General features: G+C 42.7%; 16 protein-coding genes and 4 tRNA genes. 2 read left to right on the top strand and 18 right to left on the bottom strand.

The features are described from left to right. Window positions 1-10: 10 nt before the first annotated feature. The 11 genes from M2369_RS08040 to M2369_RS08090 all read right to left on the bottom strand — a co-directional run bounded on the left by M2369_RS08040 (window position 11) and on the right by M2369_RS08090 (window position 8,144). Window positions 11-475 carry a GNAT family N-acetyltransferase gene (locus M2369_RS08040; protein ID WP_259253945.1) on the bottom strand — a complete coding sequence of 155 codons (465 nt, stop codon included), beginning with the start codon at window positions 473-475 and terminating at the stop codon, window positions 11-13. Window positions 476-543: 68 nt separating this feature from the next. Beyond that, window positions 544-1,731, bottom strand: coding sequence for a S1C family serine protease (locus M2369_RS08045; protein ID WP_259253946.1), 1,188 nt, complete (start codon window positions 1,729-1,731; stop codon window positions 544-546). Between the two features lie 81 nt (window positions 1,732-1,812). Next, a complete protein-coding gene (locus M2369_RS08050) occupies window positions 1,813-2,607 on the bottom strand; it encodes an MBL fold metallo-hydrolase (protein WP_007497388.1) in 795 nt (264 codons plus the stop codon). Between the two features lie 6 nt (window positions 2,608-2,613). Then, complete coding sequence (locus tag M2369_RS08055; protein WP_024718467.1) at window positions 2,614-3,477, bottom strand: two-component system regulatory protein YycI; 864 nt, start codon at window positions 3,475-3,477, stop codon at window positions 2,614-2,616. Continuing rightward, a complete protein-coding gene (gene yycH / locus M2369_RS08060) occupies window positions 3,464-4,843 on the bottom strand; it encodes a two-component system activity regulator YycH (protein ID WP_024718466.1) in 1,380 nt (459 codons plus the stop codon). Before yycH ends, M2369_RS08055 begins: the two co-directional genes overlap by 14 nt. Then, a complete protein-coding gene (gene walK / locus M2369_RS08065; RefSeq protein ID WP_007497390.1) occupies window positions 4,833-6,671 on the bottom strand; it encodes a cell wall metabolism sensor histidine kinase WalK in 1,839 nt (612 codons plus the stop codon). Before walK ends, yycH begins: the two co-directional genes overlap by 11 nt. Before the next feature lie 7 nt (window positions 6,672-6,678). After that, complete coding sequence (gene yycF / locus M2369_RS08070; RefSeq protein ID WP_017359978.1) at window positions 6,679-7,386, bottom strand: response regulator YycF; 708 nt, start codon at window positions 7,384-7,386, stop codon at window positions 6,679-6,681. Between the two features lie 347 nt (window positions 7,387-7,733). Beyond that, a tRNA-Phe gene (locus tag M2369_RS08075) sits at window positions 7,734-7,806 on the bottom strand. 26 nt (window positions 7,807-7,832) lie between these two features. Then, window positions 7,833-7,909: transfer RNA gene (locus tag M2369_RS08080), tRNA-Asp, on the bottom strand. A gap of 81 nt (window positions 7,910-7,990) precedes the next feature. Continuing rightward, window positions 7,991-8,062 (bottom strand) — tRNA-Glu (locus M2369_RS08085). A 6-nt stretch (window positions 8,063-8,068) separates the two neighbouring features. Beyond that, window positions 8,069-8,144, bottom strand: a tRNA-Lys gene (locus tag M2369_RS08090). Between the two features lie 332 nt (window positions 8,145-8,476). Between M2369_RS08090 and M2369_RS08095 the strand changes: the two genes are divergently transcribed. Then, window positions 8,477-9,001, top strand: a complete 525-nt coding sequence (locus M2369_RS08095; RefSeq protein ID WP_041092094.1) for a peroxiredoxin family protein — start codon at window positions 8,477-8,479, stop codon at window positions 8,999-9,001. A 30-nt stretch (window positions 9,002-9,031) separates the two neighbouring features. Here the strand turns inward: M2369_RS08095 and M2369_RS08100 are convergent, their stop codons facing one another. The 4 genes from M2369_RS08100 to M2369_RS08115 form a co-directional block, all read right to left on the bottom strand. After that, window positions 9,032-9,241, bottom strand: a complete 210-nt coding sequence (locus M2369_RS08100) for a hypothetical protein (RefSeq protein ID WP_024718463.1) — start codon at window positions 9,239-9,241, stop codon at window positions 9,032-9,034. A gap of 15 nt (window positions 9,242-9,256) precedes the next feature. Then, on the bottom strand, window positions 9,257-10,390 hold the full coding sequence (locus M2369_RS08105; RefSeq protein WP_259253947.1) for a DUF418 domain-containing protein: 1,134 nt from the start codon (window positions 10,388-10,390) through the stop codon (window positions 9,257-9,259). Window positions 10,391-10,522: 132 nt separating this feature from the next. Continuing rightward, on the bottom strand, window positions 10,523-11,818 hold the full coding sequence (locus M2369_RS08110) for an adenylosuccinate synthase (RefSeq protein ID WP_007497400.1): 1,296 nt from the start codon (window positions 11,816-11,818) through the stop codon (window positions 10,523-10,525). 216 nt (window positions 11,819-12,034) lie between these two features. Next, a complete protein-coding gene (locus M2369_RS08115) occupies window positions 12,035-12,616 on the bottom strand; it encodes a TetR/AcrR family transcriptional regulator (RefSeq protein WP_282746253.1) in 582 nt (193 codons plus the stop codon). A gap of 137 nt (window positions 12,617-12,753) precedes the next feature. Here M2369_RS08115 and M2369_RS08120 point away from each other — a divergent pair, with 137 nt between their 5' ends. Next, window positions 12,754-13,959 carry a cytochrome P450 gene (locus tag M2369_RS08120; RefSeq protein ID WP_259253948.1) on the top strand — a complete coding sequence of 402 codons (1,206 nt, stop codon included), beginning with the start codon at window positions 12,754-12,756 and terminating at the stop codon, window positions 13,957-13,959. Window positions 13,960-14,191: 232 nt separating this feature from the next. On the opposite strand, the gene M2369_RS08125 is transcribed toward M2369_RS08120, so the two are convergent. From M2369_RS08125 to M2369_RS08135, 3 genes are all read right to left on the bottom strand, one after another. After that, window positions 14,192-14,605, bottom strand: coding sequence for a VOC family protein (locus M2369_RS08125; RefSeq protein WP_178929678.1), 414 nt, complete (start codon window positions 14,603-14,605; stop codon window positions 14,192-14,194). Window positions 14,606-14,736: 131 nt separating this feature from the next. Beyond that, window positions 14,737-16,101 carry a replicative DNA helicase gene (gene dnaB, locus M2369_RS08130; protein WP_003214779.1) on the bottom strand — a complete coding sequence of 455 codons (1,365 nt, stop codon included), beginning with the start codon at window positions 16,099-16,101 and terminating at the stop codon, window positions 14,737-14,739. A gap of 285 nt (window positions 16,102-16,386) precedes the next feature. Continuing rightward, window positions 16,387-17,343 carry a DUF4885 family protein gene (locus M2369_RS08135; RefSeq protein WP_041508077.1) on the bottom strand — a complete coding sequence of 319 codons (957 nt, stop codon included), beginning with the start codon at window positions 17,341-17,343 and terminating at the stop codon, window positions 16,387-16,389. Window positions 17,344-17,426: the final 83 nt, after the last annotated feature.

Below are 17,426 nucleotides of genomic sequence, written 5' to 3' on the forward strand. Positions count from 1 at the left end.
TTCTCTTTTTTTATAAAGGTTTACTCATGTAAATCCCAGTCTCAGCAAATCCCGTTTTCTCATAAAGTGAGCGGGCGATTTGATTATGGGCAAAGACATGCAGCGATAGTTTCTTCACACCTAATGACTTTGCCTGCTCTTCTAATGCCGCCATGGCCTGTTTTGCCAACCCTTTTCCTCGATACGCTTCAAACAAAATAAAATTATAAATAAAGCCTTCATGCTGGGGATGATCTGGATCATAGCAAAGCCATACCCATCCAATGGCTTCGTCTCCATGCATGAAGGTCCACAACTCATGATCTTCTGTCTGAAGTCCTTCAGGAAGCAGCCGGTCAAATTGTTCCTCTGCATTCTTTTGCGCTTCTTCCTGATTCCATGTCCCTGCGTGTACCTTTTCTTCTGCGTACCGCTTAATGTCCTTCTCTATCAAGACGTCATAATCTGTTTGCGACATTGGTAGTAATGTGATCAATCGTATCTCCCCCTTTTCTTTATCATATGCCGGGCATGTAAAAAAAGCCAGTCCCTTATAGGAACTGGCTAGCCACCGAACCGATCGGTTTGGGAGAGTTTGATCTCGACTGATTTTTTCTTTCCGCTTCGGTAAAAGTGCACCTTTACCTTGTCGCCTACTTTCTTTTGATAAAGATATTTACGCAGATCGACGATATTTTGTACTTCCTTGCCGTCAAACGACGTCACGACATCCAGCTCTTTTAACCCTGCTTTCCCTGCTGGAGACAAAGGCTCGACACTCATCACGACGACTCCGGTTGTGACCTTTGATGGCAGTTTTAACGTTTCCTGCCAATGATAGCTCGCAATATCTGCTAGTGATTTCATCCCAACACCAAGGTACGGACGCTTCACCTCTCCATAGCGCTCTAAATCCTCTATGACAGGGATCACCAGATTCGCAGGAATAGACAGCCCAATCCCTTCCACCTCTGACTCAGCAATCTTCATTGAATTGATGCCGATCACTTTGCCATCCATATTGATCAAGGCTCCGCCGCTGTTCCCAGGATTAATGGCGGCATCCGTTTGCAAAACTTCCGCATTCCAATCCGTCTGTCCATCACCATTAGAATCAACAGGGATCGCACGCTCCGTTCCAGAAATCACACCTTGTGTGACGGAGCCAGCAAATTCAAGGCCTAATGGATTTCCAATGGCGATGACAGGCTCACCTGGTTTGACATGGTCTGAATTGCCGAAGGCGGCGGTTTTTTTGATCTTATCACTTTTGACCGTGAGTACCGCTAAATCCATAAGCTGATCACTGCCGACAAGATTTGCCCCGATCCTTGTCCCGTCCTGAAGGCTCACTTCAAGCTGGTTTGCGCCTTTGATGACATGATGGTTGGTCACAATATAAAAGGTGTCACCCTTTTTTTTATAAATCACACCTGACCCGCTGCCTGCTTCACCGCCTTCTTCCCAAAAGCTCGACTTTTGAATGTTAATGACGCCGACAACCGTATCCGACATACTCGATACCACTTTTGTGACCGCATCATTCACGTTCACATTGACGGTCTTTAAAGGGCCATCTGATGCCTGCTGATCTCCAGCTGATTGCCAGCCAAAGGGGCTGCCGCTTTGTCCAGACACATAGGGGAAAAAGAATCCCATTAAAAAAGCTCCTACCAATACACCGATCAGACCAGATAGGAAATATCCTTTTCTGCTTCGTCTCGGCTTCCACTCTACATCGCGATAATCCACTATGTTTCCTTCCTTTCAGTGAATAGATGATGTATATAGTGTTGGTAAGAAGCTCTTATCTTAATCATACGATTGTAAAAATCATACGGCGCAAAGCGGGGTTGCTTTTTTCGGGTCCGTATCATATAAATCAAAGCCGTCCCCTACAACAAAGCCCTTCATTTCAAGCGTCTGCTGGACCGCCATACGGGCTAAGTCCTTCATGTTGTTGTCTTGACTCAAGTGGGCCAAATAAATGCGTGAGGTGGCGTCTCCAATCACGTCTGTCATAGCAAGAGCTGCATCTTCATTGGATACGTGTCCGACATCGCTCAAAATTCTGCGTTTAATACTCCAGGGGTAGCGTCCCATTTGCAGCATGCCGACATCATGGTTGCTCTCAAATACGAACGTATTGGCTGATTTAATAATCCCTTTCATCCGGTCACTCACATAGCCTGTATCCGTCATAAGGGCAAGTTTACGCCCGCCATAATGGAATACGTAAAACATGGGCTCTGCCGCATCATGTGATACGCCAAATGATTCAACATCGAGACCGCCAAATGATTGAACCGTCTCCATATCAAAGTGGAATTTCTGCTCCGTATCCACTTTCCCAATATGTGACTCCATCGCCTTCCATGTTTTTGCATTTGCATAGACAGGAAGCTTGTACTTTCTTGCCATCACACCGAGTCCTTTAATATGATCTGAGTGCTCGTGTGTGACAAAAATTCCGTCCAAGTCTTCCGGCTTGCGATCGATTTGACCAAGCAGCTCCACCATCTGTTTGCCGCTTAAGCCTGCATCTACTAAAAAAGCATGCTCATCGGTTTCTAAATAAAAAGCGTTCCCCGTACTTCCGCTCGCTAGTACACTGAACTGCAAGCTCATGTTCTCTCACTCCAATGAAGATTTGTCTTCTTTCTCTATATGATCAAGTGTTGAGCCATCAATGGCATTGATCAAATATTCTTCTTCTGTCTTTTTCTTTGAACCAGTTGCCACGCCTTCAATCTCTACTCGCCATACAGGAACCATCACTTGAGTGCTTGCACCTGGGTATTGCGTGTAGTAGCCAAGCTCCACTTTTTTCACTGTCGTGTTTTGGCTCAGCATATTTTGTGTATATAAGTCCTTCACCGTTTCAAGCGCCGGGACAAGGGTTTCTTTTCTCACTTCATTAATCGATGTCACCATCGACTGCCGATACGAGACGACCTCGTTTTGATCGTTCACATCCAATGTGATCTTCCCAATGGTTTCGGTGTCATCAAGACCTTCTTGGAAGATGTATTTTCCTTTATACGTTTGGAAAAAGACGATTTCACCTGTTTCTTCATCGATGCTCCAGAGCTTATAATTCTTGCCATCCAGTAAACGCTGGCTCACAAGATTGGTCGCTGCTGTTTTCATATCTTTTTTCGGCAATGCGACTGGTTTATTGAAGGTCATTTCAAGCAGGGTGACAGGATCATCTTTCTCGGTTTTCGGGAATGTGCTTTTCGTCTTTTGATCAGCTAATCCGTCGACATCCTTTTTCGTATATTGCTTTTTCTCAGCTGTAATGCGGTATCCAATCTTCGCTTCATCTGATAGATTGCCATATTTGATTCCGTCTGCCTTCATTTCTTCCAGCGTATCTGTTTTTTCGATAATCGCAAAATGATCGGTTGATCGCTTTTCAAAGTATTGAAAACCTAGAAAGATATCGAGAACGAGAAAGGCTAGGATAAAGATCGTTTTGGTCTTATTCCACTCCATGATTCTCGCTCCCCTCTGTCAGCAAATCATTCGATAAAATGACGGTTTTTCCGTTATATTTCATACACCATACCGGCTCTAGCCAGACAAACATCGCTTGATCCTGATCTGATGCCGTGGATGTCGCTTGATAGGCAGGGAAAATCTGTTCAATTTTCTCTAAATCATCATACTTCGTCTGCTTGATGATCAAGTTTTTCAGCTCTGTCCCATTCATCAGTTTGACCTGTTCACTCTGACTCGCTTTGTTGCCGAGAATGTAGTTTGGACGCTTATAACTCAAGATGTCATCATTCGCCCATTGTACTTCAAGTGATGTCATACCAAATGGATGTTTTGTGCTGTTGACGATCGGCAGTCCATCCATAAACATATTAAAGGACAGCTGTTGGTTGCTGTTAATGCCGAAGTATTGATAATTATCGGTAAAACTTCCGGTATCATTGAAATATTTCACGCTTCGCTTGATCAAATCCCCCGTTTGGAATACGGTACTAGAATTGATATTACGATGCTGATATTGGATGCGGTGGTCTTTTTGATTTGCTTCAAGACGACTCGTTCCATCTGTATATACCGTCCGGTTTAAATTAGACTCCTCCCCAACTAGACTTGGGTCTGTAAACAAAGCGTCCTTGAATTTGCTTGTCTTAATCGTTTCGATAAAGAACATTTTCGCTTCAAGCTGCTTTTGCTTCTGCGGCAGCAGGAAATCTCGTTTTGAATTTGTAGAGAAAGTATATAGATCATAGCGCGGCATCTCGTTTTGAGCGGCTGCAATACTATCCATCAAATTACGATAGTTGGCAGATTCAATCGTTAGCTCAAGCACCGATTCCTTGCTGTATGAAACCAAATAGACTTTCTTATTGGCCTTATCCGGTTGAGCGAACGGCACAATCATCCGGTCAAACGAGTTGTATTCAATGGATTTATTCGGCCATTTAAACAGCGCTTGAAAAATATCAATCGGAATCGGATCATTGAACACAAGATCCAATGTTTTGCCTTGCCCCTCGCGTCCATAGAAGAAATTCTTAAATTTCTGCTCGGAATATTGGTCCGACACATCAGCAATCTCTTTGACATCCCACAGGCTTACATCATTCCAAAAGTTTTGGAAGAGTTCCTTTTGATCCACTTTGAAATGCTCTCCATTGGAATGGATGAACATCTCACGCGGCTTCACGACATCAATGAGACTCCGAGGCTCGTCGCTTGAAATCTTCTTCGTTTCCACGACCTGTGTGCCGGCATCCGCCTGATCCTGCATGACGGGCTGGAACATCCAAATATTCCACGTAAACACAAGACTGATCGCAATTAGGATTGTCAATATAATGGTTTTAAAGGTCTCACGCTTCATCCCAATCATCCTCTTGTTCTTCATTGTACGGAAGGGTAAAGGTTACCGTTGTTCCTTTTCCTTCAATGCTGTCAGCCCAAATATCTCCGCCATGAGCCTGAACCATTTCTTTTGCAATCGCAAGGCCTAGGCCGGTTCCGCCAAGCTTTCTTGTTCTCGCCTTATCCACTCGATAAAAACGTTCAAAGATTTTATCCATATCCTTCTTCGGAATACCGATTCCTTCATCTTTGACACTGAATAACACAAGACCTTGCTCCTCATCCAAATCGACAGTGAACGTAATGTGTCCACCCTCTGGCGAGTATTTCATAGCATTGGAAATGATATTATCGAGCACCTGAGTGATTTTATCTTGATCAATTTCCACATATATTTCACGCTGCGGCAGGTTGCGGATGAAATCGACATGCTGCTCCTTCGTCATTTCAAAACGATCAATGACGAGCGAGATAAACCTGATAAAATTCGTCCACTCACGATTGAATTGATAATCCTTGCTGTCGAACTTAGACAGCTGGAGCAGGTCATTCACAAGTCTAATCATGCGCTCTGTTTCATTTTGCGTGACACTGAGGAACCTTGGCGCAAGCTCTTTATCACCAATCGCACCTTCAGCGAGTGCCTCAAGATAGCTTCGCATCGTCGTAAGCGGTGTGCGCAACTCATGCGATACGTTCGCCACGAATTCACGACGTTCCGCATCAATTTTTTCCTGCTCGGTTACGTCATAAATGACTGCAATTAAACCATCAATTTTCCCATGCTCTTTCTGAATCACTGAGAAATTGACACGCAAAACAGACAGCTGATCTTCGCGTTCAATTTCTAGCAGCATGGAGTCTTGATTTTCGACTAAATCTTCAAATGTATGAGTTTCTTCTAAGCCAAGCAAGGATGTGATCGGCATCTCTAGAGCTGTTTCACGTGAAACATTCAAAAGCTCTAGTGCCGGGCTGTTTAATAGAATAATGGCCCCGTTTTGATTCGTGGCAATGACGCCATCGGTCATATAGGCGATAACAGAAGAAAGTTTTTTCCTCTCACCCTCTGTCATCAGCTGCGCTTCCTCCAGCTCTCTCGTCAGATGGTTAAATGTCGTCGCTAGCTGACCAATCTCATCATGTCCATACTTTCGGACCTTTCTGGAAAAGTTCCCTTTGGCGAGCTCGATCGCTTGCTTTCTCATATCCGAAATTGGGTGTGTAATGGTTCTGAATATGAATATACCAAGTAGAGCGGTCGTCCCAAGTGCGATGAGTGTACCCGTCGCCAAAATGGTGTTGATCGTTCGCATTTGGTTAAAAACACTTTCCATGGATGAGACCACATAAATGACACCAACGGTTTCTTGGTTCTCATTTTTCACGGCTGTCGCTGATATGCGGACTCGTTTATTCGATTCTGGGTCATAGAATTTTTTCTCGTAGTCTTTGCCAACCGCGAAAATACGGCTAATGATTTGATCTGTGATTTTCTTCCCGGCAATCTCTTGACTGCCATTATTCACAGAGGCAATGACCTCTCTGCTTTCGTCAATATAGCTGACTTCAGAAATTTCATTAGACTCATCTTTGTTGTTAAAATCGTTTAATATCTTTTGAGCATCCTCTTTTAATTCTGCCTTGCTTTTCGATGAATCTTGTTCTAGGTAATACGATAACGAGTAGATTCGCTGATTCAAGGAATTATCATAGGAATTAATTAAGGACTGCTCTAGCTGCTTCACAAAGTACACGCCAATAATCTGCATGGCGACAATGATCAGCAGCACATAAATCAAGGTCAATTTAAAGTGAATCGAGCGAAAAAAACCTACTTTACTCATAAGAATCTTAGTCCTGCTCTGGGTTTCTTAAATAGTAGCCGACGCCTCGTCTTGTTACGATCCAGCTCGGGTGGCTAGGGTTGTCTTCAATTTTTTCACGAAGACGGCGGACTGTCACGTCTACTGTACGGACATCTCCGAAGTAATCGTAGCCCCAAACCGTTTGTAGTAAGTGTTCACGTGTCATGACTTGTCCAATATGTTTCGCTAAGTAATGAAGCAATTCGAACTCACGATGCGTTAACTCAATCGTTTCGTCACGCTTAGACACGACATACGCATCTGGGTAGATCACAAGTGAACCAATCTCGATATCATTTGATTCAGATTCTTCCTCTGATTGCGGAGCAGCCGTCTGTCTTCTTAAATTTGCTTTTACACGTGCAAGCAGCTCGCGTGTACTGAATGGCTTTGTGACATAATCGTCTGCGCCAAGCTCAAGACCAATGACTTTATCGATTTCAGAGTCTTTTGCTGTCAGCATGATAATCGGCATGTCATATTTCTTTCTCACTTCACGGCATACTTCAACGCCATCTTTGTTCGGCAGCATAATGTCGAGCAAAATAATGTCTGGCTTAATTTCTTCTACCATTTCAAGGGCCTCATTTCCATCATACGCACAATGAACCTCGTAGCCCTCTTTTCTTAAGTTAAATTCCAATATATCCGCAATCGGCTTTTCATCATCTACGACAAGAATCTTTTTTTCCATTGTGATTTCCTCCTGCATTTTTAGCATCTATGTCATTCCATTTTGCATGTCTCATTACGCCTTTTTCATTTACGAAAAAAAGGCTCACTGTCTATTATAACGTTTTACGAGGCAAAGATAAAAATAATAACGGCTTTCTTTGCTAGTAAACGTTGGATAGAAGAACTTCACCCAAAAGATTTGATGACTTTTTCCTTTTTTATTGAAACTTTTCCAGTCACCAAACGTCTATATACATGTAACGTCTTCTTCTTATGGAGCCGGGCCCTACCTAGGTCCGGCTTCTCCCTTTTTATGCCTTCTTTTCATAATAAAAACGCACCTGCGATTGCAGATGCGTTTGGAAGTGGCTCGGGACGGAATCGAACCGCCGACACACGGATTTTCAGTCCGTTGCTCTACCAACTGAGCTACCGAGCCATCATCAAAAGATGAATATGTATAAATGGCGGTCCGGACGGGACTCGAACCCGCGACCTCCTGCGTGACAGGCAGGCATTCTAACCAACTGAACTACCGGACCTCAGTAACTTGCCCGAAAAAGCAATCGTGGTGCTCCTTCAAGCAAGTGAGGAAAAATTAGCTTAACGCTAAAGTAAATCAATGACCCGTACGGGATTCGAACCCGTGTTACCGCCGTGAAAGGGCGGTGTCTTAACCGCTTGACCAACGGGCCAAAACATGGTGAGCCATGAAGGACTCGAACCTTCGACCCTCTGATTAAAAGTCAGATGCTCTACCAACTGAGCTAATGGCTCTCGGTTTGTGAAAAGTGAATCTGAAGAAGCTGTATTGCGTCAAACCAATCGCTTTAAAAGCTGGAAAATCGCATCTTAACAAGTTTCAGAGACCTTTGCAACAACGAGATTTATAATATCATAGAGTAATTACATATGGCAATACGTTTTTCGACATTTTTTTAAAAAAAGTGTCGGATTTGATATCTTCTGTTACATCGCCTAAATCCGAAAGCGCCTTCATTCAATTAATGGCTACTGCCCAATCCAGCACACAGAAACGTTTGATTCTGACCAATATTGGTTATACAAGAAACAAACAGCATGGTGATTGAAAAAGGAGGAAGCATAGGATGAGTTCATTTAAATTAGGAGATAAAATGCCCGATTTTTCACTGCCAACAGTGCAGGGCGATCACATTGAGTTTTACAAACATTTAGAGGAGCATCAAAGCTGGCACCTTATCGTTTTCTTTAGAGGATCATGGTGCCCAGTATGTGTCGAGGAATTAAAAGAGCTGGAAAAACAGCAATCCTATTTTCAAGACAAGGATATTCACTTAATGACGATTTCAACGGATAACCCTGAAGACTTGAAAGAATTTGCAGACAAAGAGGGACTTTCTTTCCCCATCATGTCTGACCAAGACCTCACATCATTGAAAGCCTATGAAGTCTTCTATCACGGGGACGATGCCCCATATGAAGATCACGGGGTGCACGGAGAACCTGCCTATTTCTTATTAAATGAAAAAGGCCAAGTCCTCTATCAGCAAAGACAAACAAGTCCATTTGGCAGACCGCATGCCAACGAACTGCGCAAAATCATTCAATACATTCGTAAAAATTTAAAAGGCCAATATAAAAGCCTAAAATAAAAAAGAAGCTCTCATCAGAGGGCTTCTTTTTTATGAATGTTTTTTGTTGTATAGCCAATCTGCGGTGAAAAACACAAGAAGACCTGTCATTAAAATCACAAAAGTCACAGGTGTACTCTCACCTTGAAAAAAAGCGTAAGACGCATGTCCTCCTAATGCTAGAAGATAAAAAACAAACGCCGATCCTGCTGCTTTTTGTGCATTGGCTTGTTCTCTTTTCGTCGTTTTTTTGAAAAACATTGTATCTATTCCCCTTTAAGATGCTTTCTTCATTGTCACACGGCGAAGTGCCCGTGATCGGATATACTCCATTGGCCCAATTCGCCAGACGTGTAAGCAAAGGGCTGAAATCGCGATTTGCAGAAGTGAAATCAACAGCCATGCCAAGACAATAAGGGGCGCATTGATTTGACCGCCAAGACCCAATCCCCAGCTGTAAAAAAGGATCGAGCAGATGACATTTTGCAGGATATAGCAGCTAAGCGCCATTTTCCCTACATATTCAAACCAAGTCCACATGAACCATGACTCCGTGCGTGCTAGAAGCTTCGCCACGACAGCAATATAGAAAATAGAGAGGAATGGCGAAAACACATAGCGCACCACGAATTCTACTATTTCATTTGGTACGAAGACGAGCGCATTCAGCGGCAGTCCAATCCACAAACCCATTCGGAACAATGTTTTCCGCAGAGATTGCCCACGCTCATTTGCATAAAATACACCGGCTCTCATCATCCGCACACCTAATAAAAACAAAAAGGTATTCATTGGGATAATAAAGATTGCTTCTTCTCGATACATCAAAAAGTGCTGTAATCGGTCTTGAACTTGAGATATCCATGTCTCCGGCAGTTGTTCTTCGTACGCTGGTTCACTGCTCTCGTTATAGGATTCATTTTCCAATTCAGAGAAAGAAAATACAACGAGAAAAGCCGTCACCAACAAATGAATGACACCCGAGACAATCATGCCTTTTTTGATGCGCCGACTTCCTCCACGGACAATAAACGCCACAAGCAAACCCGTGACGGCGTAACTCATGAGCACATCATATTCCATCACAAGCGCAAAATGGACAAAGCCTTCAATCAATAAGAATAAAAGAATCCATAAATATGTACCCGGCCAAGTCGTATTTTTTCTTTTCGCCTGCTGGTATTTCAGCTCTAGCCCTACACCAAACATGATCGTAAGCAACGATAGCATTTTGCCATAAACGAACATAGAGACAAGACTTTCAAGAAAACTGCCATTTTCATATTCATCCGCAATCTGATCTGTCGCAAAGGTATCCCCTGCGTATGCAAAAAACCAGACGTTTGTACCCAATGTACCTAATATCGCAAAACCTCGTAAAATATCTAATAATCGTATTCTTTCTTTCACTAGAACGCTCCTTCCCTTTTATACAATTATCATATTTTGGTAATGACAGGAAGAGCGTTCCGTAGAAATTAAGGAATATTTAAACAAAAAAGACACCAGTAAAATGTGTGATTTTACTGGTGTCTGATCAGTCTATAATGATGGACGGTACACGCTGCGGACAACGTTCGTTTGGGAACGGTCTGGTCCGACTGAGAAAATAGAAAGTGGAATACCTGTTAATTGTGAAATGCGCTCTAAGTAATGACGGGCATTTGCAGGCAGTTCACTTAAATTCTTCACGCCTGTAATATCCTCTGTCCAACCTGGCATTTCTTCGTAGACAGGTTCACATTTCGCTAATTCATTTAGACTTGCTGGGAATTCTTCAGTGATTTCTCCGTTCAATTTATAAGCAACACAGATTTTCAATTTCTCAATCCCTGTCAGTACATCGATGGAGTTAAGAGATAAATCTGTAATTCCGCTCACACGGCGTGCATGACGGACAACAACACTGTCAAACCAGCCAACACGGCGCGGGCGGCCAGTTGTCGTACCGTATTCACGGCCAACTTCACGGATTTGATCGCCGATTTCATCATGGAGTTCTGTCGGGAATGGGCCATCACCTACACGAGTTGTGTAAGCTTTTGATACGCCGACCACATGTTGAATTTTCGTAGGACCTACACCAGAACCAATCGTCACGCCTCCAGCCACTGGGTTAGATGACGTCACGAACGGATATGTCCCTTGATCGATATCAAGCATAACGCCTTGTGCCCCTTCAAAAAGAACACGGCGGCCTTCATCTAGAGCATCGTTCAATACAACAGATGTGTCCACGACATATTTTTTCACTTGCTGACCATATTCATAATACTCATCTAAAATATCTTCAATTTTGAAGCCTTCTGTGTCGTACATTTTCTCTAAAAGACGATTTTTCTCTTCTAGATTACGGGCAAGCTTCTCTTCAAATACTTCACGATCTAATAAATCTGCGATACGGATTCCGACGCGGGCAGCTTTGTCCATATAAGCTGGTCCGATTCCTTTTTTCGTCGTACCGATCTTGTTAGCCCCTTTCCGCTCTTCTTCTACCTCGTCCAATTTTAAGTGATAAGGCAGAATGACATGGGCTCTATTGCTGATTCTGAGGTTATCTGTACTCACATTCCGTTCGTGAAGATACGCAAGCTCAGTGACCAACGCTTTAGGATCAACCACCATTCCATTACCGATGACACAAGTTTTCTCTTTGTAAAAAATACCGGACGGAATGAGGTGTAGCTTGTAAGTCACTCCATCAAATTTGATTGTGTGACCTGCATTGTTTCCCCCTTGATAACGGGCAATCACCTCTGCATTTTCTGAAAGGAAATCGGTAATTTTCCCTTTCCCTTCGTCACCCCACTGCGTACCTACTACGACTACTGAAGACATATCGTGCACCTCCGTTAACCTTTCAAAACGTTATCTCTTTCAAACACATTTATTTTATCAATGCACACTGAAAAAGTCAACGTGAAATCCGAACATTAATATCTCGAAATCAAATTTTGTTCGTTTTACATGTGAGGAAAAGCGCTTTAATTGCTCATTCTACGCTTAAACAAGAAGATTTCGATCAAAATTACTGTTTTTCTCATTTCCGTTTGTTCAGTGATTTTCAATCAATTGAATCATCGAACTTGCCATAAAGTCGGGTGAATATGGTCTACCTTTTCTCAGCCACCACTCAGCTGTTCCAACATAAGCAGAAATGACAAATTGCTTCTGCATCTCGAGAGGAACGTGTTGTGGATCAGGTGGTGAACCTGTGACTTCTTCTAGCCCTAAAGTAAAGCTTTCTTCAAAAAAAGCACTGGCCGTCTGATGAATATTAAGCTCTCTTCCCCTTTTCAAGAGAATCTGATACTCCTCTTCATGTTCCTGCAAATGCTGATAAAAGCGATAAATATACACATATGCTGCATGATCGCTCTTCCACTCACTTTCATGTACAGGAGCAAAAATAGCGGTTTTCATGACATCAAACATCTCATCCATGACCTGCTGAGCTAAGTCAAACTTATCCTCATAATGCTGATAGAAGGTGGTGCGATGGATTCCTGCCTTGTTCGTCAAATCTTGTACAGAAATCTTCCCCCATTCCTTCTCCTTTAATAACTGAAATAAAGCTTTTCTTAATTGTTGCTTTGATTCAGTTGCGCGCTTATCCCCTCTGTAGCAGTCCGCCACAAGCCGCTCTCCCCTTCCCATTTTCTTCAACAGATTTCGCTTTTCTGTTGGTTGAATCCTTTCTCCTGATGAATTACCTTTAAATCTAACACAGTGAAAAAAAGGAATCATCTGACAACCCATAAGGAGTGATGATCATGGAAACAACAACACCTAGTGCCGTTCAGAAAGCGTTATTAAGAGGGAAAAATAAGCAGGACCCGTATCACCCATTTGATTGGTACGCCAAAATGCGTCAAGAATCCCCTGTTCATTTTGATGAACACAGCCAAACATGGAGTGTCTTCACCTATGAAGAAGCAAAGCGCGTCACCATCGATAAAGATACCTTTTCTAGTCAACCTCCTCAAGACCACCGGAAACATTCACTGATGAAAACAATGGTCATGATGGACCCGCCAAAACATACACGAATCCGCTCCATTGTAAGCAAAGCCTTTACACACCGGGTGATGAAATTGTGGGAACCACGCATTCAAGAGTTAATGGATGATCTCATTGCACAAATAGAAGGTAAGGAAGAGATTGATCTTGTTCAAGACATCTCCTATCCGCTTCCTGTGATTGTCATTGCAGAGCTTTTAGGTGTGCCAACAGAACATAAACAATCCTTTAAAGAATGGTCCGATATTCTCGTCAGCATGCCTAAAAGTGAAGAAGAAAGAGATGTCGTTGAATGGCAGAAAACACGGGATCAAGGCGAAGCGGACATGATGGCGTTTTTTGCTGACATCATTGAAGAGAAGCGGCAGAACCTTAGTGATGATTTGATTTCGCTTTTAATTCAAGCGGAGGAAAATGGAGACAAGCTGTCCGCAGACGAATTAATTCCTTTCTGCAATCTGCTCCTGTTAGCAGGCAACGAAACGACCACCAACCTGATCTCCAATATGATCTTTAGTTTGTTAGAAAATCCGGGGTCGTATGAAGCGCTCGCTCAATCACCTGACCTCATTCCTCGTGCTGTGGAGGAGGCTGTCCGTTTTCGTGCCCCTGCGCCTACCATCGTCCGGTATGTCACAGAAGACACCGAACTTGGAGGGAAAGTCTTGAAAAAGGGAGACAGTGTGATTGTCTTTCTTGCTTCTGCGAACCGGGATGAGCGTCAATTTCCAAACGCACATGAGTACGATATACATCGGCACCCTAACCCTCATATTGGCTTCGGCCACGGCATTCATTTCTGCCTAGGCGCACCACTTGCTCGCCTGGAAGCCTGCACTGCCATCAAAGCCATACAGTCACGATATGAATCACTAGAGCTTCTCTCTTACGTCCCAATGACAAGCAGCGGTATGTATGGACTAAAAGCACTGAAGCTCCGTGTCACGCCTCGTTGCTAACAAAAAGGACTCCCACGAGATGGGAGTCTCAAATTATTGACAAAGGGCTAAAATGAACTTGATTTTAGCCCTTTGTCTTCTTTTTCAGCGTGATAGAAAACCTTTGCAGCCCTAGGAAGGACGAGTACTGGCGCGGAGCGAATTTATCATTCGTGAGCACCAGCACGCAGGACTGACACCGAATGCGAGGGTTTGTCTACACGCTGGGACTTCCACGAGATGGGAGTCTTTCTTAATCAGGTGTAATTCCTTCTGTATTCATGAGCACCACTCGATATCCATCTGGATCTTCAATCGTCACGCCTCCTCGATCCCAGTACGGGTTTGTAGAGGTGACTTGCCGTCCGCCAAATGCGATCAGTCTCTTTTTCATCTGCTGAAATTCTTCTTCATCCGGAATATAGAATACAAGTAGTTGCTCTGGGTGGGGAACAGGCAAGCTTTCGTCTTCTTCATGTTTGGTGATTTCCAGATGAACATGCTGGTGAGGAAGCCCAAGCATGACCCCATCATACCCTTCATGCTGATCAAATGAGCCTATTCGTTTCAGCCCTAAACCTTCTTCATAAAAAGAAACAACCTCTTTCATGTTGACGGTCGGACGTGCGATGCGTAATTGAGCGGCTTCGAATTGTTGAAACTTCATCAGTCATCACTCCTTTTCTCTCCCTTTAGTATACGCTCTCTTTTTCTCCCACTCCTCCTCATTTCGACTGTTTTTCAGTCATTCTTTCGATGTAGATGAATCAAAAAAAGCCCAGCTTCTTGAGCTGGGCTTTAAGCACCGGGCGGAACACCCGCATCGTCAAATCTTCTTTCTAAGTTGACGAATTTGTTATATTCTTTCACGAACGCCAGTGATACCGTTCCAACTGGACCGTTACGCTGTTTCGCAATAATAATTTCAATAATGTTCTTATTCTCTGATTCTTTGTCATAGTAATCATCACGATAAAGGAACGCCACAATATCGGCATCCTGCTCAATACTTCCTGATTCACGAATATCAGACATCATCGGACGTTTGTCCTGACGCTGCTCTACCCCACGAGAAAGCTGTGATAAGGCAATGACCGGCACTTCAAGTTCTCTTGCTAGTGACTTTAAAGCCCTAGAAATTTCAGATACCTCTTGCTGACGGTTATCGCTTGATCGTCCACTCCCTTGGATGAGCTGTAAGTAATCAATCAGGATCATGCCAAGCCCGTTTTCTTGCTTCAAACGGCGGCATTTCGAGCGAATTTCACTGACTCTAATGCCAGGTGTATCATCAATGAAAATCCCACTGTTTGATAGCGAACCCATCGCCATTGTCAGCTTACCCCAGTCCTCTTCTGTGAGGTTACCGGTTCTTAGGTTTTGTGCATTGATATTTCCCTCGGCACAAAGCATACGCATGACCAGCTGCTCAGCGCCCATCTCTAAACTAAAGATGGCGACACTTTCATCTGTCTTGGTCGCAACGTTTTGTGCAATATTTAACGCGAAGGCTGTTTTCCCTACGGACGGACGAGCCGCTACAATAATCAGGTCATTTCGCTGGAAGCCAGCTGTCATCCGGTCAAGCTCTGAGAAACCCGTTGGAATCCCAGTGATATCACCTTTTCGATTATGAAGCTGTTCAATATTATCATATGTCTGAACAAGAACGTCTTTAATGTTTTGGAAAGCTCCTGAGTTTTTACGCTGAGCCACTTCCATAATGGTTTTTTCAGCATCACTCAATAGATCTTCTACTTCATCCTCACGCGTATATCCATCCTGTGCAATGGTTGTCGCTGTACGGATCAGACGTCTTAAAATGGATTTTTCTTCCACGATTTTCGCATAATATTCAATGTTTGCGGCAGTTGGGACAGAGTTCGCAATATCTGTTAAATACGAAATCCCGCCTACCTCTTCTAGTAAGTCTGTATTGGCAAGTTCTGATGTCACCGTGACAAGGTCAACCGGTTCCCCTCTATCACCAAGTACAAGCATCGCATTGTAAATCTTTTGATGCGACATTCTATAGAAATCCTCTGGAATTAATACCTCAGAAGCGAGCGTTAGCGCAGATGGTTCTAAAAAAACAGCACCTAATACGGCCTGCTCGGCTTCTATATTTTGCGGCGGCAGCCGGTCATCGAGAAGTTCCGTCATGCCAAGCACCGTCCTTTCATAAAAAAATACGCTACTCATCATTTTAACATTTTCATCAATAAAAAAGTGAAAAACATCAACTATAGTCAAAATTACCATGTCGATGTTTTGTTGAACAGCGAAACAACACACTTCAAATAGAAAAGACTCTGTAACATAAATTGTTATAGAGTCCTTTGTATCGCTAATGGGATTTGTAGCTGATGTTGTTCACACATGTGATCGATACTCCAACATGGCATGAACACGCACATGATCAAAAATTGAAAATATCAGGTGCGTTTTTTAATCTATCGTTTTCTTAACTCCGTAATTCACCTTTTGTCCAATGTCATATAAAGACCCGTTTTCATACCCAATAGATAGCACCAAATCAGGAATAGAATCATACCCGTTCTTGGCTAGATCAAAGAGCTGTGCACCATAATGTGATGCAGCAATACGGGCATTTTCAGCTGTGTATGGGTTTTTCAGAAGTTCTTCTTTGTAGATATCAAAAATATTCGCTCCGGTATCCGTTACAAATTGACCGTTTACAATACTTAAATCTTTTAAATTGTAGCCTGTTACCGTTTTGATTTGATTGACAAGGTGAAACTTTGCAAGTGAATCCGGCGTGAATTGAGTCGAATCATCATTTCTACTTTTCATAATATGAAAAAATAGTTCTCTTGTATTGTTGCTTGTATTCAATATGTCTTCTATTTGTTTGACCAGCGACTCGTCAGTTGATCCACTCACCACTAATTTAAAATGATTCGGATCAATGGTAAAAGTTAAATTGGCGTTTTTAGGAATGTTCAAACCATTGGTAGAAAACAAAGCTTGCAGTTGTTCGTTTACCTTCTGACGATTTAATAGTTTCTTTTCTACACTTTCTTGGGTAGGATCGTACCGTTTCTCATTACGGAAGGCGGCATCATTAGAATTATAATGTCCTCCTGTTCCATTATTAGCCCAACCAATCTCAATAGAGTAAGCCGCTTCTCTTTCCGATTTGGTTAAATCACTTCTGAAATAAGGGGAGTGTTGATTTCGATACTTATCGTATATATGACCATGAGGATCTTTAAATCGTTTATTTTGTTCATTTATTTTTTCGTATTTTTCATCTAATATTTTCATTCGTCTATCAGATTCGGTCATCACTTCGTTTGTACTTTTAATAGCTGATTGACCTTTAGAGTCTATTTGGTTCAAATTGTTCGAAGAACTGGCTGTGTATGACGTATTAATATTCATTTTGATTCTCCTTTTTTAAGAAAATAGTGATTATTAAATATATCGGCATTTCAGTTAAAATTTGTTAGTTTAATGTCGATATA

It is taken from the genome of Bacillus sp. JUb11 (assembly GCF_024807925.1).
In the GTDB taxonomy this organism is placed as follows: domain Bacteria; phylum Bacillota; class Bacilli; order Bacillales; family Bacillaceae; genus Bacillus; species Bacillus altitudinis.